Raw genomic sequence first — 16,780 nt, 5'->3', positions numbered from 1 at the left:
CCAAGTTATTCAACAAGCTGTCACGTAGGAAAACTACTTCCGATGCCCATGCAATGCGCACTATCGGGCGCGTATACAATGGGAATTGAAAACAATGACCAGCATTGTCAGCCCCATCCTCGACTTCATGGCGAAGCGCGGCTCGGAAGATCGCGTCATCGATCTGGATGACGTGTTCGGCGGCAACGGCCTCACCTACACGATCGAGAGCAGCGATCCCGCGGTCGCCGCGGTCCGGATCGAGGGCAGCGCGCTGACCATCGATTTTCTCGACACGCTTGGCTACACCGACCTCAAGATCACCGCGACCGACGCCGACGGCGCCACGGCGGTGGAGAATGTGCGTCTGCGCGTGGCCAGCGAGAGCGCCTTCACCATCGCGGTGATGCCCGACACGCAGGACTACACGTCCAACGCGGACCTCAACCACATCTTCGGCGACATGACCCAGTGGCTGGTCGATCACCAGGAAAGCTTGGGCATCGAGTTCGCCATCCATGTCGGCGACATCACCCAGCGCAACACGGCGGAAAACTGGGCGATCGCCGAGGAGGCGCTGCGCAAGCTCGACGGCAAGATCCCCTATTCGCTGCTGCCGGGAAACCACGACCAGAGCGACCAGGGCCGCGCCAACGACCACAGCTCGGTCTATCTCGACGACCTGTTCTCGCCGGAGAAGCAGGCCGCCACCAGCCCCACCTTTGGTGGCGTCTATGACCAGGAGCCGGAAAGCTCCAAGAACAACTACCATACCTTCACCGCGCCTGACGGCACCAAGTGGCTGGTCATGTCGATGGAATTCGGCGTGCGCGACGACGTGCTGCGCTGGGCCGGCGATGTCATCGAGGCGCATGCCGACCACCGTGTCATCATCGCCAACCACTCGATGACCAACTTCGCCGGCCGCCACGACCCGCTCGGCTCGCCGCTGTTCAAAGAGGGCACCGGCTACGACTACGGCATGGGCAACACGCTCGAAAACCCCAATGATGGCGAGACCATCTGGCGCGAGCTGGCCAGCAAGTACCCGAATGTGGCGATGACGTTCTCGGGCCACATCTTCGGCGACGGCGCCGAGACCGTGACCAGCTACAACCAGTATGGCCAGCCGGTGCACCAGATGCTGGTGAACTACCAGAACGGCGTCGCCAACGAGATCAATGGCGGGCGCGGCGGCAATGGCGCCATCCGCCTGGTCGTGGTCGACCCGGAAGCCGGCACCATCTCGACCGAAACCTATTTCACCGAATTCGACAGCTATCTCACCGGCGGGCGCACCGAAGGCGAGCTGCAGGGCGACTACAAGGAGCACGAACAGGTGCTCGACGGGCTCGATCTCGGCCCGGTGACGCCGCAGGCGCTGGCCGATGCCGGCGACGACATCTTCGCCACCGCCACGGCCGGCGCCGATGAGGGCGCGGTGGTGCTCGATGCGAGCGCCTCGCGCAACCCGAACGACGCGATCGTCGAATATCGCTGGCTCGACAAGGACGGCCAGGTGGTCGCCACCGGCCAGAAGCCGACCGTCTCCTTCGAGGTCGGCAGCCACAAGCTGACGCTTGAGGTCGAGGACCGCGCCGGCGTGGTGACGCGCGACGAAATCCGCGTCGTCGTCAGCGGCGATCGCACCTTGCTGGTCGACAATTTCAACGATGGCGACGCTAGCGGCTGGACCACGGTGCGGCCGCTGCTGGCGAACACGACCGTCCTTGAGACCGCCTCGCAGGCCGGCGCTCCGGCGCTGGCGGGCGGCGATGCCGGCGTGCTCTCTTTCCCGCCGCTCGAAGGCACCCAGTATTACCACGTGCAGCCGGGCTTCGAACCGTCCGCCGGCGAGGACTTCGAATCCTACACGCTGATGATGGACCTGATGGTCTATGACGGCCAGGGCGCCTATTTCTCGCTGTTCCAGAACGACCTCGAAAATACCGAAGACGGCGTCATCTTCATCGAGAACAAGAACAACGGCACCGGCACGCTGGAAATCCTGCGCGGCGCCCATGGCACCATCACCTATGGCCAGTGGCACCGCATCGCGCTGACCGTCGAGAAGATCGACGACGCCACCGCAACGCTGAGCAAATATATCGACGGCGCCTTCGTCGGCTCGCAGGTGGTGGCGATGGACCGGCTGAAGATCGACGGCGAGGGCGGCTTCTACCTGCTCGCCGACGACAATGGCGAAAGCGGCTACGGGCACCTCAACAGCGTCGTGTTCTCCGACCGGGTGTTCAGCGCCAGCGAGATCGCCGATATGGGCGGCGCCAAGGCCGACGGCCCGCTCGCCGCAGTGAGCGACGGGCGCACCGTGCAGTTCGACTTCAATGGCGACATCGCCGCCAGCCTCGGCGCGGGCACGCTCACCATCGTCGACAAGAAGGGTGATGCGCTGGAAGCGCTGACCACCATCGGCACGGCGGCCTCCTACGGCATTCCCGAACTGCCGGGCGGCGACGACCAGGTGATGTTCTTCCCCGCGCCGAAGGAAAAGCAGGGCTTCGTGGTGACGCCGGCCGGCGATGACGACGTCATCACCGAATACAGCCTCGTCATGGACGTGCTGGTTCCCGATGGCCAGGGCCGCTACATCTCGCTGCTGCAGACCGACCCCAGCAACACCAGCGACGGCGACGTCTTCATCCGCCGCAACAACGGCACCGGCATGGCCGAGCTCGGCGGCGGCGGCTATGACGGCGCCTTCGCCTATGGCGAGTGGCAGCGCATCGCGCTGGTGGTGGACCAGGGCCCGGACGGCACCGTCACCCTCAGCAAATATCTGAACGGCACCCTCATCGGCTCGCGGGTGGTGGATGCCGAGCGTTTCCAGCTCGATGGCGAGAAGGGCTTCCTGCTGTTCGCCGACGAGGACGGCGAAATGTCCGACGCCTATGTGAACAGCGTGTCGTTCACCGAGGGCGTGCTCACGGCCGAGCAGGTCGCGGCGCTCGGCGGCGCCAAGGCCGGCGGCATCTTCACCCAGGCGCCGGACGCGAACACCACGCAGTTCGACTTCTCCGGCACGCTCGACGCCACCTTCGGCAATGCCCAGCTCGACTTCCTGGACGAATCCGACACCGGCTTCTGGAAGGTGAAGGGCAGCGTCCATTCGCGCAAGAATGACGATGCTTCGATCGACGCACCGGAAGGCGCGCTCTACTACTCGCAGGACAATCCCGACAAGATTCTGGTGTGGAACGACCCCGCCGCGCTGGCGTGGAAAGACTATGTGTTCGACGTCACCATCCGTTCCACCGATGACGATGTGATCGGCACGGTGTTCTACTACGCCGACGAGAGCAATTATTACCGGCTCGAACTCGACGGCGAGGGCTATTCCCGCCAGCTGATCAAGGTGCAGGACGGCGTCGAGACCGTGCTCGCCTCGGTCACGGGCGGCTACCGCTTCAATGACGAGATGGAACTGCGCGTCGCCGTGGTGAATGGCGAGATCACCGTGCTGCTCGACGACGTCAACGTCTTCGGCGGGCCGGTGGTCGACAGCGCGCCGCTCGCCGGCGGCACCATCGGCGTGCTCTCCAGCAACCAGAAGAGCGCGATCTTCGACAATGTCGCGGTCAATGAGGTGGCGCTGGCCGCGCATGGCGCCGGCGACATGCGCAGCATCGACCGGGATGGCGACGGCTTCGCCACGGTCGCGCTGTCGGCCTCCGGCTCGTTCGGGCCGGATGCCATCGTGTCCTATCGCTGGCTGCTCGATGGCGAGGAGATCGGCACCGGCAAGGAGGCTGTCCTCACGCTCCCCGTCGGCACCAAGGGGGTGACGCTCGAAGTCACCGACGCGGCCGGCAAGACCTCCCGCGACCACGTCAAGGTCGATGTCGTCGGCGCCGACAAGGTGCTGGTGAGCGAGGGCTTCGCGGGCGGCACGCTCGCCGGCTGGACGATCGTGGACGAAGGCACGCTGGGCGGCGCCTCCGACTGGCAGCTGCGGGACGGCAAGCTGTACCAGATGTCGGACATTCACTCCCGCCAGCTGATCTCCAACGGCAATGCCTCCGATCCCGACCCGTGGAACCGTGGCTGGAGCCCGCTGGGCGATGGCTACAACGCGCTGCGCAAGGGCACCTACGCCCTGTACAACGCGCCCGAAGCGGCCGAATGGAGCGACTATTCGGTCGAGGTCACCATCGTTACCCCGGACGATGACGGCCTGGGCATCCTGCTGCACTACCAGGACCCGCAAAATTACTACAAGATGGAGCTCGACCGCGAAGGCGGCCTCTGGCAGCTGCGCAGCATGGTCGATGGCTATGAGAAGACCCTCGCCCAGGTGCCGGGCCGCTATGTCAGCGGCGAGCCGATCCATCTGCGCGTCGATACGGTCGACGGCAAGATGCAGGCCTATGTCAATGGCGAGCCGGTGTTCGCCTATGACATCGAGGACCACAATCTCGAGGCCGGCACGGTCGGCCTCTATTCCTGGGGCAGCGCCGGCGTCGCGTTCGATGATTTGAGCGTGGTGTCGCTGGCGGATGCGCCGGTGCAGCCCGGCGACAACACCGCGCCGGAAGCGGCGAACGATAACGGCTTCTCGCTGGCGTCGGGTTCCTCGCTGATGCTGGCCGCGGCTCTGCTGCTCGCCAATGATCTCGATGCCGATGCCGATGAACTCGTCCTCGTCTCGGTGCAGGAGGCGATTGGCGGCACGGTGGCGCTCGACGATGCCGGCAACGTCCTGTTCAAGGCGACCCCCGGCTTCTCCGGCACGGCCTCGTTCAGCTACACCGTTTCCGACGGCAAGGGCGGCACGGACAAGGCCACGGTCACGCTGAACGTGGAGGCGGCGGCCAACCGCACCCCCGACGCGCTCGACGACCGGCTCTATGTCCTGGAAGAGGCGGTGGTGACGCTGGCGGCTTCCAGCCTGCTGGCCAATGACACCGATGCCGATGGCGACACCCTCACCCTTGTCTCGGTGCAGGGCGCGACCCATGGCACCGTCGCGCTGGTCGACGGCAAGGTGGTGTTCACCCCGGCCGACGGCTTCACCGGGGCTGCCTCGTTCACCTACACCGTCTCCGACGGCAAGGGCGGCCAGGACACGGCGAAGGTGGTGGTCAACGTCCAGCCGCGCCCGAACGCCGCGCCGGTGGCGCAGAATGACGGCGGCTTCACGGTCACGGCGGGCCTCGCCCTCTCGCTGGCGGCGGCGGCGCTGCTGGTGAACGACACCGATGCCGACGCCGATACGCTCAGCATCGTCTCGGTGCAGGCCGCGACCCATGGCACGGTGGCGCTGGTCGACGGCAAGGTCGTGTTCACGGCGGCGGCGGGCTATGAGGGCGAGGCCTCCTTCACCTACACCGTCGCCGACGGGCAGGGCGGCACCTCCACCGCGACCGTCACCCTGGCCGTCGAGGCGGCTGAAGTGGAAGAGCCGGGCCATGAGGGCTGGCAGCACGGCACGGCGGGCGACGACGTGCTTGGCGGTCCGTCCACGGAAAGCGTCCGTATCTTCGGCGACGCCGGCGACGACATCATTCGCGGCGGCCTTCGCGACGACCAGCTCGATGGCGGCGAGGGCTCGGACCTCCTGCGCGGCGGCATTGGGCATGACCGGCTTGCCGGTGGTGCCGGTGACGACGTGCTCGAAGGCGGGGTCGGCAATGACCGGCTTGAAGGCGGCGACGGCGACGACGAGCTTCGCGGCGGCATCGGCAGCGACACGCTGGAAGGGGGCGACGGCGACGACGTGCTCGAAGGCGGCATCGGCAATGACGCTCTCGACGGCGGCAGCGGCGACGACGAGCTGAAGGGCGGCCTCGGCCGCGACCGTCTCGAGGGCGGGGAGGGCGACGACGTTCTCTCCGGTGGCATCGGCCGCGATGTCTTCGTGTTCGGCGCCAATTCCGGGGCGGATATCATCACCGACTTCCGTTCCGGCCAGGACAGCATCGAGCTGCAGGGGCTCGATTTCGAGACCTTCGATCAGGTGCTGGCGGCCATGGTCGACACCGATGAGGGCGTGGTTCTCCAGCTCGACGCGAGCGGCGAGACCTTTGTGCTCATCGAGCACGCCACCCGCAGCGGGTTCGGCGCCGACGACTTCTCCTTCGTCTGAGCGCCGGTTCCCACCGCGACCTAGCGGTTCCAACCCGGCCCCGCCGGCGGCACGAAGCGCCGCCGGCGGGGTCTTCCCCCGCCACGTACCGTCTTCTGTCGCCGGCCGGCCTTGAGGGTGCGTGCGTCACGCATCTGTCAGCCCGGGGCACTAAGGACGGCGGGCGATCGGCCGTCTGGCCGGTCCGAACGGTTGACCAAAGAGTGCCAGGTCCATGAAAGCAATGAGCGGTCCATCATCGGCTTCACCCGTCGCTGCCGCCTTTGCCTCCTGCCGGAGCGTTCTGGTCGGCATCGGCGCCCTGAGCTGCGTCATCAACCTGTTGATGCTGACAGGCCCGTTCTTCATGCTGCAGATCTATGACCGGGTGCTGGCGAGCCGGAGCCTGCCGACCCTCGTCGCGCTGCTGGTCCTCGCAGTGGTGCTCTACGCGTTCCAGGGCGTGCTCGATCTGCTGCGCGCCCGCGTGCTGGTAGGGCTCGGCATGCGGCTCGATGCCAAGCTGCGTCCGCTCTCCTTCGACCTCATGTCCGCCCTGGTGCTGAAGCGCGGGCGCGACGGCAACGGCCAGCAGCCGGTGCGCGATCTCGACCAGATCCGCCAGTTCCTCTCCGGCCAGGGCCCGGTCGCTATCTTCGACCTGCCCTGGATGCCGCTCTATCTCGGCGTGCTGTTCCTGTTCCACCCGGTGTTCGGGTTGGTCGGCCTCGTCGGCGTCCTCGTGCTCTGCGCCTTCATGCTGATCACCGAATTCGCCACGCGGGCGCCGACCCGCATCGCCGCGCGCCGCTCCTCCACCCGCAACGGGCTGGCGGAAACCTATTGCCGCAATGTCGAAACCATCACCGCCATGGGCCTAACCGCGACCATGCGGGCGCGCTGGTTCGACGCCCATGCCGCCTATCTCGGCGACAATCAGCGGGCGGTGAATGTGGCGGGCGACCTCTCGGCGCTGAGCAAGGTGTTCCGCTTCCTGCTGCAATCGCTGATGCTGGCGGCCGGCGCCTGGCTGGTGATCGAGGGCGAAGCCTCGTCGGGGGCGATGATCGCCTCCTCCATCCTGTCGTCGCGGGCGCTGGCGCCGGTGGAACTGGCGATCTCCAACTGGCGCGGCTTCATCGCCGCGCGGCAGGCCCATGCACGGCTGTCGGCGCTGTCGGCGGAGTTTCCCCCGGCGCCGCAGACCATGCCGCTGCCGGCCCCGAAGGCCCGGCTCGATGTCGCCGGGCTCGCCGTCGCGCCGCCGGGCCAGTCGAAGGCGACCATTGCCGGCCTGTCCTTCGCCGTGGAGGCGGGCAGCGCCGTCGGCGTCATCGGCCATAGCGGCTCGGGCAAGTCGACGCTGGCGCGAGGGCTGGTCGGCGCCTGGCCCTCCTCCAAGGGCGGCGTGCGGCTCGACGGCGCGGCGATCGAGCAGTGGGACCGCGACGCGCTCGGCGCCCATATCGGCTATCTCCCGCAGGATATCGAGCTGTTCGACGGCACGGTGGCGGAGAACATCGCCCGCTTCCGCGCCGATGCCGCGCCCGCCGCCATCATCGCCGCCGCCGAGCGCGCCGGGGTGCACGAGCTGATCCTGAAGCTGCCGAACGGCTATGACACGCGCCTCGGCGAGGGCGGCATCGCGCTTTCCGCCGGCGAGCGCCAGCGCGTGGCGCTGGCCCGGGCGCTTTATGGCGAGCCCTTTCTCATCGTGCTCGACGAGCCAAACTCCAATCTCGACGCCGATGGCGAGGCGGCGCTGACGCGGGCGATCATGTGGGCGCGCGAGGCCAAGCGGGTGGTGGTCGTCATCGCCCACCGGCCGAGCGCGCTGGCGGCGGTCGATCTGGTGCTGATGATGGGCGCCGGCCAGCAGCAGGCCTTCGGCCCGAAGGAACAGGTTCTGGGCAAGGTTCTCAAGACGCCGGTGGCCGCATGACCGATACCATCTTCACCCGCCTGCGCGCGCGGCTCGCCCGCCTTTTCCCGGCGGCCAGCGTGGCTGATGACGGGGTCAACCGCCATTTGTGGCTGGCGCTCATCGTCGCGCTCTTCCTCGTGGTCGGCTGCGGCGGCTGGGCCGCCACCGCCGCGCTCAACGGCGCCGTGCTGGCGGTAGGCACGGTGGTGGTGGAGAGCCACGCCAAGCGCATCCAGCATCCTGAGGGCGGCGTAGTCGGCGAAATCCGCGTGCGCAACGGCCAGAAGGTGGAGGCGGCGGATGTGCTGCTGCGGCTCGACGACACCGTCACCCGCGCCAATCTCGCCGTGGTCGACACCCAGCTGGTGGAGCTGGCCGCCCGCCGCGCCCGGCTGGAGGCCGAGCGCGATTCCCGTGACAGCATCGACTACCCCGCCGCGCTGCTGGCGCGCCGGGCGGAGGAGAATGCCGGCCGGGCGATCGAGGGCGAGATCAGCCTGTTCACTTCCCGCCGCGCCGCGCTGGAAGGCCAGGTGCTGCAGATGCGCGCGCGCATCGAGCAGCTGGTTGACGAGGCCAAGGGACTGTCCGCCCAGATCGCGGCCAAGAGCGCGGAGCTGGGCTATATCGCCGAGGAGATCGCCGGCGCCACCCAGCTGCACGCCAAGGGGCTGACGCCGCTGACGCGTTTGCGGGCGCTTCAGCGCGAGCAGGTGCGCATCGAGGGCGAGCGCGGGCAGCTCCAGGCCGAGCTGGCGCGCTCGCGCGGGCGCACCAGCGAGACCGAGCTGCAGATCATTCAGATCGATCAGGACATGCGCGCCGAGGTGATCGAGGAGCTGCGCGAGATCGAGGCCAAATGGGCCGAGCTGCAGGAGCGCCGCATCGCCGCGCAGGACAAGCTGACCCGCGTGGAGCTGATCGCGCCGATTTCCGGCGTGGTGCACGAGCTCGCCACCCACACGGTGGGCGGTGTGATCGCGCCCGGCGAGACGGCGATGCTGATCGTGCCCGAGCATGACCGGCTGGTGGTCGAGATCCATGTCAACCCGGCCGATATCGACCAGGTGGCGATCGGCCAGCCGGCGATGGTGCGGCTTTCCGCCTTCAGCCAGAAGACCACGCCGGAACTCGCCGGCACGGTGGCGCGCATCGCCGCCGACCTCACCAAGGACGAGAAGGCCGGCACCAGCTTCTATGTCGTGCAGGTCGCCCTGCCGGCGCAAGAGATCGCCCGGCTGAACGGGCTGCAACTCATGCCCGGCATGCCGGCCGAGGTGCATCTGCAGACCGGCGAGCGCACGGCGCTGAGCTATCTGGTCAAGCCGCTTCGGGACCAGATCGCACGGGCGATGCGGGAGGAGTGAAGGTCGCGGCGGCGCAGGCGAAGAATTCCGTGACGATGGGCAGCCGCCGCCGCTCGTCGAGGCAGACGAGATATTCGTCGATGGCGATCGGCGCGTCGCGCAGCGGCAGAAAGCGCAGCCGCGTGTCAAAGCCGAACTCAAGGTCGGCCACCACGCCGGCGCCGAAGCCGGCCGCCACCGCCTCGCGCACGCCCTCGCGGGTCGAGACCTCCAGGATCGGCCCCAGCGTAATGTCCTGAAGCGCGAGATTCTGCTCGAACACCTCGCGGGTGCGCGAGCCGCGCTCGCGCAGCACGAAGGGGCAGCCACTGAGATCGGCGAGGCACAGTTCGGTGCGCGCGGTCCAGGGGTGCCGCTCGGGCAGGAAGATGCCGATCTTCATCGAGGAGAGCGGGCGCACATGCAGCCGCGGGTCGGTGGGCAGCTGCGCGGTGATGCCGATATCGGCGCGATATTCCAGCAATTGCTCGATCACGCTGTCGGAGTTCTGCACGATCAGCGAGAACACCAGCCGCGGGCGCTGCTGCTTCAGCGCCCGCAGGATCGGCAGCGAATGCACCACGCCATCGGCGGCGATGCGCAGGCGCCCGCCCTCATTGGTGCGGCTCTTGAGCAGGGTGCGCGCCTCCGCCAACGCGGCGAACAGGCGCGACGTGACCTTGTAGAGTGCCTCCCCGTCCGGGGTGAGGGTGACGCCGCGCGCCTTGCGCTCGAACAGCGCCATGCCGGAGGCCGCCTCCAGCTGGCGGACCTGGCCGGACAGCGTCGACTGGCTGACCGCCATGCCGCGCGCGGCCTGCGAATAGCTGCCGGCGGCGGCGACGAAATGGAAAGCGCGAAGCTGGGTAACCGACATGTTTCTCAGCGGCCTTCTGCGGATGAGAACCTGCCCCGAGCGGCCGGCAGCTGCGGAGTCCTGAAGATCGGCGGACGTTTCTGCACGGGAGAATCGGGGGCGCGGGAACACATGATGAAGGACAGTTTAGCGCGGCAAGAGATTCCGAATTGTGACAGGTGCCGTGTTACCGACAGTCCGCGGCGTCCTAACCTTCGCGCAGGTGCCAGGGGAGGGGCGAGGCGCGTGTCGGTTATCTCCATACAGGGCATTGTTATTTGAGATGGATGGGGGCTGTCCGGTTTTAAGAACCTGTCATGTGCGCCGCTTACTGCTGCCGACCATCCGCTGAGGTGCGGCTTTCGGCATGGGGTGCCGCGTTGCGGCGCGGGCGTCCGGCCTGAAGGCTAGCCGGCAAAACAGGAATGAAGGCTCATGGTCACGATCACCAATCCCATTCTCGACTTCATGACCAAGCGTGGCTCGGAAGACCGCGTGATTGATCTGAACGAGGTGTTTTCCGGCGAAGGCCTGACCTACACGATCGAGAGCAGCGATCCGTCGGTGGCGAATGTGACCATCGCCGACGGCAAGCTGACCATCGACTTCCTGGAGACGCTGAGCCACACCGACCTGAAGATCACCGCCACCGATGCCGGCGGTTCCAGCGTCACCGACAATGTCCGGGTGCGCGTCACCGGCGAGAACGCCTACACGATCGCCGTGCTGCCGGACACGCAGGACTACACCAACGCGGCCGGGGTCGAGACCTTCAAGGGCATGACCCAGTGGCTGGTCGACAACAAGGACAGCCTCAACATCTCCTTCGTCACCCATGTCGGTGACATCACCACCGAGAACAGCCCCACCCATTGGGCCTATGCCAAGGAAGCGCTCAGCATCCTCAACGGCGAGATCCCCTATGGCCTGACGCTCGGCAACCATGACGGCGTCTCCGGCAGCTTCGAGGCGAGCCGGATCAACGACTATTTCTCGGTCGACGACCTGAAGAACGCCAATGGCGAGAATTTCGGCGGCACCTATGACCAGGAAGCCGCGCTGGCCAACAACACCTATTCCACCTTCACCGGCGCCGACGGCACCAAATGGCTGGTGCTGAACCTCGAATTCGGCGCGCGCGAGGACGTGCTGCGCTGGGCCGGAGAGGTGATCGAGGACAATCTCGACCACCGCGTGATCCTGACCACCCATTCCTACATGACCTGGGCCGGGCGCCACGACGCCACCGGCGCGCCGCTCTATGACGAGGGCACCGGCTATGATTACGGCCTGGGCAACTCGCCGGAGAGCGCCACCGACGGCGAGACCATGTACCGCGAGCTGGTGCAGAAATACCCCAACATCACCTTCACCTTCTCCGGCCACATCTTCGGCGATGCCGCCGAGACGCTGGTGAGCTACGACCAGTTCGGCAATCCCGTCTACCAGATGATGGTGAACTACCAGAACGGCGTGTCGGGCGAGATCACCAGCGATGCCGGGCAGGGTTCCGGCAGCGCCGGCGGCAATGGCGCCATCCGGCTTGTCACCATCGATCCCGACAATAACTCGGTCTACACCTCGACCTATTTCGCCGCGCTGGACGACTATATGGACAGCGTGCGCGGCGATGGCGAACTCGACCGCGATGGCCTGACCGGCCCTTATCGCGGCCATGAGGAAACCATCACCGGCGTCGATCTCGGCACGCCCGACGTGCCCGCCATCGCCAAGGCCGGCAACGACCAGTTCGTCACCGCCGGCAATGGCCAGGACAAGGCGCAGGTCACGCTCGACGGCGACTGGACCCTCAACCCCAATAACGACCAGGGGCTGAGCTATGTCTGGACCGACCGCGACGGCAATGTCGTCGCCACCACCGCCACGCCCACGCTGGAGCTGGGCGCCGGCCACCATGCGCTGACCCTGACCGTGACCGACAGCGCCGGCCATGTCTCGAAGGACGACGTGCTGATCGTCGTTTCCAACGAGAACACGCTGCTGGTCGACAATTTCAATGACGGCAATGCCGAGGGCTGGACCCGCCCCGGCACGCCCGAAGGCTTCTCCAACGGCACAACAGCCGAATTCGGCATCGCCGACCTGCCGGGCGCGGCCGTGGTGGCGGAGGATTTCGCCCGTGTGCCCAAGGCCTCCTCGACCCAGGGCCTGAAGCTCACCGCCGATTTCGACACCGCCAGCGGCACGCTGATCGGCTCCTATTCGGTGGTGATGGACATCTATGTCCCGGCCGACGGCGCGGGCACCTACACCGCGCTGCTGCAGATCGACGGTGGCGGCAGCAATGACGATGCCGAGCTGTTCCTGAAGAAGAGCGGCGACGTTGCCGGAATCGGCACCAACAGCGACTACAAGGGCAGCTTCACCTATGACGCCTGGCACCGCGTGGCGGTGACCTACAGCCAGAACCAGGACGGCTCGCTTTCGCTGTCGAAGTACATCGACGGCGTGCTGGCCGGCAGCCAGACGGTGAGCGGCGACCGCTACAAGCTCGACCCGGAAAAGGGCCTGGTGCTGTTCGCTGATGACGACGGCGAAACCAACCCGCTCTATGTCTCCAGCGTACTTGTCACCGACAAGGTGTTCACCGCGGCGGAAATCGCCGAACTCGGCGGCACCAAGGCCGGCGGCATCGTCGCCACCGCGCCGAGCGCCAATTCGGTGCAGTTCGACTTCAATGCCGGCAGCGCCACCCCCAGCTTCGGCACCGGCACGCTGGCGCCGCAGGGCGATCTTGCCGTCAGCTATGACTCGGTCGAGGATTTCGACGTTCCGGCGGTGCCCGCCGCCGGCGGCAGCGCGCCTGACGTCACCTATATCCCCAAGCTCGCCAGCAGCCAGGGCCTGCTGCTGACCCCGACCTCGCCGGTTCCCGCCGGTACGCTCGTGTCGAGCTACACGCTGGTCTATGACGTGCTGATCCCCTCGGACGGCGCCAGCGGCTTCACCTCGTTCCTGCAGACCGACATCACCAACACCAATGACGGCGACCTGTTCGTGCGCAGCAGCGACGACGGCACCGGCGGCCTTGGCATTGGCGGCGTCTATACCGGCGCGTTCAAATATGACGAATGGCAGCGCGTGGTGTTCAAGATCGAGGACACGGGCGACGAGGTCACCATCTCCAAGTACATCGATGGCGTGAAGGTCGGCACCCAGTCGATGGATGACGACCGCTACACGATCGACCTGAGCAAGGGCGTGCTGCTGTTCACCGACGAGGACGGCGAGACCTCGAACCTCTACGTCTCGCACTTCCTGTTCACCGACAAGCTCTACACCGACGAGGAAATCGCCGCGCTCGGCGGCGTGAAGGCGGACGGCATCGTCAGCGAGGCGCCGACCGACTTTTCGGTGCAGATCGACTTCAGCACCCCGGCCATGACCGATGATTTCGGCAACGCCCAGGTGGCGGCCACCACCATCGGCGCCGGCGTCGGCGGCTTCATCGTCAAGGGCACGGTGAATTCGCGCGACACGGTCGCGGACGGGCAGGACGCGCTGGAAGGCCGCGTCTTCGAGCAGTCGGACACCGCCGACAATCTCCTCCTCTGGGGCGAGCCGGCCGCCAAGTCCTGGTCGAACTACGAATTTGAAGCGACCCTCAAGACCACGGACAATGACGGCATCGGCGTCGTGTTCTATTATCAGGACGAGCAGAACCACTATAAGGTCGTGCTCGACGCCGAGACCAACACGCGCTCGCTCGTCAAGGTTTCCGGCGGCACCGAGACGGTGCTCGCCACCGAGCATGCCGGCACGCCCTGGAGCCGCGACTTCCACCTGAAGGTGGCGGTGGTCGATGGCGAGATCAACGTCTTCCTCGACGGGCACAATGTGTTCGGCACCGTGGTGGACGCCGCCCCGCTCGCCGGCGGCACGGTTGGCCTGTATTCGAACAACCAGCGCAGCTCGCAGTTCGACAATGTCGCCGTCAACAAGGTGGTGCTCGCCGCCCATGCCGGCGACGACATCCGCGTGCTCGACCTCGACGCCGACGGCCATGTGACGGTGGCGCTCGACGCGGAAGGCAGCTACGGCCTCGCCGATATCGTCAGCTATGTCTGGACCGACGAAGAGGGCAATGTCGTTGCAGAAGGCAAGTCGGTGCAGGCCACGCTCGGCACTGGCGAGCAGGCCCTCAAGCTCACCGTGACCGACTCCAGCGGCAAGACCGCGACCGACACGGTGCGGGTCGATGCGGTCGCCGCCGGCCGCGTGCTGCTGGCGGAAGACTTCGCTTCCAATGCCTCGCTCAGCAAATGGACCATCGTCGACGAGGGCGAATCCGGCGGCATCGGCCCGGATGGCACCGCCTCGCAGTGGGAATTGCAGGACGGCAAGTTCGTCCAGCTGACCGACATCAAAAGCCGCCAGCTCACCTGGAACGGGGCGTCCAACTCCGATCCGTGGAAGACCGGCTGGAGCCCGCTCGGCGACGGCGTCAACGTGCTGCGCAAGGGCACCTATGCGCTCTATAACGACCCGGCGGCCAAGGAGTGGACCGACTATGCCGTCGAAGCCACCATCGAGACGCCGGATAATGGCGCGCTCGGCCTGCTGTTCTACTACGAAGACGAAAACAACTATTACAAGCTCGAACTCGACGCCAATGGCGACTATGACCGCAACCCGAGCAACGGCGCGGGCAGCCTGTTCCAGCTGATCCAGGTCAAGGACGGGGTCGAGAAGTATCTCAACCAGTTCCCGGCCAAGTACACGCCGGGCGAGGCCTTCGACCTGCGCGTCGAGGTGAAGGACGGGCAGATCCAGGCCACGGTCGACGGCCAGGCGCTGTTCGCCTACGCCATCGAGGACCATGCCCAGAGCAAGGGCACGGTCGGCCTGTTCTCCTGGGACAGCGCCGGCGTTTCCTTCGACAATGTGACGGTGGTCTCGCTGGCGGAAGACGGGCCGGGCGAGCCGGGCGACAATGCCGCCCCGGACGCGGTGGCCGACACCGGCTTCACCGCCACCGGCGGCGAGGCGCTGATCCTGAGTGCGGCGCTGCTGCTGGCCAATGACACCGATGCCAATGGCGACACCCTCGCCATTCTCTCGGTCGGCAATGCGGTGGGCGGCACGGTGAAGCTCGACGACGCCGGCAATGTGCTGTTCGTGCCGACGGCAGGCTTCACGGGCGCCGCCTCCTTCACCTACACCGTCTCCGACGGCAAGGGCGGCAGCGATACCGCGACGGTCGGCATCACGGTCGAGGGCGCGCCCAACCACATTCCCTCGGCAGAGAATGATCGGCTGTACGCGCTGCAGGACAAGGCGGTGACCGCCTCGGTCGCCAGCCTGCTGGCCAATGACCGCGACACGGACAACGACACGCTGTCCATCGTCTCGGTGCAGGAGGCGACGCATGGCACGGTGGCGCTGGTCGACGGCAAGGTGGTGTTCACCCCCGCGAGCGGCTTCACCGGCGACGCCTCCTTCAGCTACACCGTCTCCGACGGCAAGGGCGGGCAGGACAAGGCGACGGTGACGGTCGCGGTGCGCGCCCAGCCGAACCGGGCGCCGGTCGCCGCCAATGATAGCGGCTTCTCGACCAAGGCGGGCATCGCCGCGACGCTGGCGGCGGCGCTGCTGCTCGCCAACGACACCGACGCCGATGCCGACACGCTCGCCATCCAATCGGTGACCTCGGGCACTGGCGGCACGGTGGCGCTGGTCGACGGCAAGGTGGTGTTCACCCCGGCGCAGGGCTTCACCGGCGAGGCGTCGTTCAGCTACACCATCACCGATGGCGAGGGCGGCACCTCCACCGCCACCGTGAAGGTGATGGTCGAGCCGGCCGGCGGGTCCTCCGACCCGCATGAAGGCTGGACGCTCGGCACCGCCGGGGACGACACGCTGCGCGGCAACCAGCTGCAGGCCAACAAGATCTTCGGTGGCGCCGGCGACGACGTCATCCGGGGTGGCATGGGGGCCGACCAGCTGGATGGCGGCGAGGGCGACGACACGCTGCAAGGCGGCTTCGGCAAGGACATCCTCAAGGGGGATGCCGGCGACGATACGCTCAATGGCGGCTTCGGCGACGACCAGCTGAACGGCGGCGAGGGCGACGACACGCTGCAGGGCGGCTTCGGCAAGGACATCCTCAAGGGAGATGCCGGCGACGATACGCTTCAGGGCGGCTTTGGCGACGACCAGCTGGATGGCGGCGAGGGCGAAGACATGCTCTCCGGCGGCAGCGGCAAGGATGTTCTCGACGGCGGTGCCGGCGATGACCAGATCGAAGGCGGGTCGGGCAATGACCGGCTCATCGGCGGCGCCGGTGACGACATGCTGCGCGGCGGCCTTGGCCGTGACACCTTCGAGTTCGCCGCGAATTCCGGCAACGACGTGATCGTCGATTTCCGGGCCGGGCAGGACATGATCGAGTTCAACGGCCTCGACTTCGAGACCTTCGACGACATTCTGGCGGCGATGCTCGACAGCGAGGACGGCGTGGTGATCCAGCTCGACGACAGCGGCGACCACACGGTGCTGCTGGAAGGCGTGACCAAGGCCCGTCTCGATGCGGATGATTTCTCGATCGTCTGATCGATCCGCGCCGGTTCTTG

Annotated in this window: 5 protein-coding genes; 4 read left to right on the top strand and 1 reads right to left on the bottom strand. The window is 66.9% G+C overall.

Annotation, left to right across the window (positions count from 1 at the left end; all coding sequences use genetic code 11):
- Positions 1–94: 94 nt before the first annotated feature.
- The 3 genes from BLO63_RS08550 to BLO63_RS08540 all read left to right on the top strand — a co-directional run bounded on the left by BLO63_RS08550 (position 95) and on the right by BLO63_RS08540 (position 9,352).
- Positions 95–6,082, top strand: coding sequence for a cadherin-like domain-containing protein (locus BLO63_RS08550; protein ID WP_091439108.1), 5,988 nt, complete (start codon positions 95–97; stop codon positions 6,080–6,082).
- Between the two features lie 214 nt (positions 6,083–6,296).
- Entirely contained in the window at positions 6,297–8,003 is a 1,707-nt protein-coding gene (locus BLO63_RS08545; protein ID WP_091439105.1) for a type I secretion system permease/ATPase, read from the top strand.
- Positions 8,000–9,352 carry an HlyD family type I secretion periplasmic adaptor subunit gene (locus BLO63_RS08540; RefSeq protein WP_091439103.1) on the top strand — a complete coding sequence of 451 codons (1,353 nt, stop codon included), beginning with the start codon at positions 8,000–8,002 and terminating at the stop codon, positions 9,350–9,352. Before BLO63_RS08545 ends, BLO63_RS08540 begins: the two co-directional genes overlap by 4 nt.
- Here BLO63_RS08540 and BLO63_RS08535 read toward each other — a convergent pair.
- Positions 9,306–10,208 carry a LysR family transcriptional regulator gene (locus tag BLO63_RS08535; protein ID WP_091439100.1) on the bottom strand — a complete coding sequence of 301 codons (903 nt, stop codon included), beginning with the start codon at positions 10,206–10,208 and terminating at the stop codon, positions 9,306–9,308. The two genes, BLO63_RS08540 and BLO63_RS08535, sit on opposite strands and share 47 nt — an antisense overlap.
- Before the next feature lie 414 nt (positions 10,209–10,622).
- Here BLO63_RS08535 and BLO63_RS08530 point away from each other — a divergent pair, with 414 nt between their 5' ends.
- Positions 10,623–16,760, top strand: a complete 6,138-nt coding sequence (locus BLO63_RS08530) for a cadherin-like domain-containing protein (protein WP_091439097.1) — start codon at positions 10,623–10,625, stop codon at positions 16,758–16,760.
- Positions 16,761–16,780 lie beyond the last annotated feature (20 nt).

The sequence above is a fragment of the Ancylobacter rudongensis genome, from assembly GCF_900100155.1.
In the GTDB taxonomy this organism is placed as follows: Bacteria; Pseudomonadota; Alphaproteobacteria; order Rhizobiales; family Xanthobacteraceae; genus Ancylobacter; species Ancylobacter rudongensis.
Note: the sequence above shows the minus strand (reverse complement) of the source record. Positions and strands in the feature narration are given on the sequence as shown.

What these genes read in the sequence shown, in the direction of transcription:
- BLO63_RS08545 (WP_091439105.1), top strand. Translation starts at nt 6,297, where the DNA reads ATGAAAGCAATGAGCGGTCCATCATCGGCTTCACCCGTCGCTGCCGCC.
- BLO63_RS08535 (WP_091439100.1), bottom strand. Translation starts at nt 10,208, where the DNA reads ATGTCGGTTACCCAGCTTCGCGCTTTCCATTTCGTCGCCGCCGCCGGC.
- BLO63_RS08530 (WP_091439097.1), top strand. Translation starts at nt 10,623, where the DNA reads ATGGTCACGATCACCAATCCCATTCTCGACTTCATGACCAAGCGTGGC.
- BLO63_RS08550 (WP_091439108.1), top strand. Translation starts at nt 95, where the DNA reads ATGACCAGCATTGTCAGCCCCATCCTCGACTTCATGGCGAAGCGCGGC.
- BLO63_RS08540 (WP_091439103.1), top strand. Translation starts at nt 8,000, where the DNA reads ATGACCGATACCATCTTCACCCGCCTGCGCGCGCGGCTCGCCCGCCTT.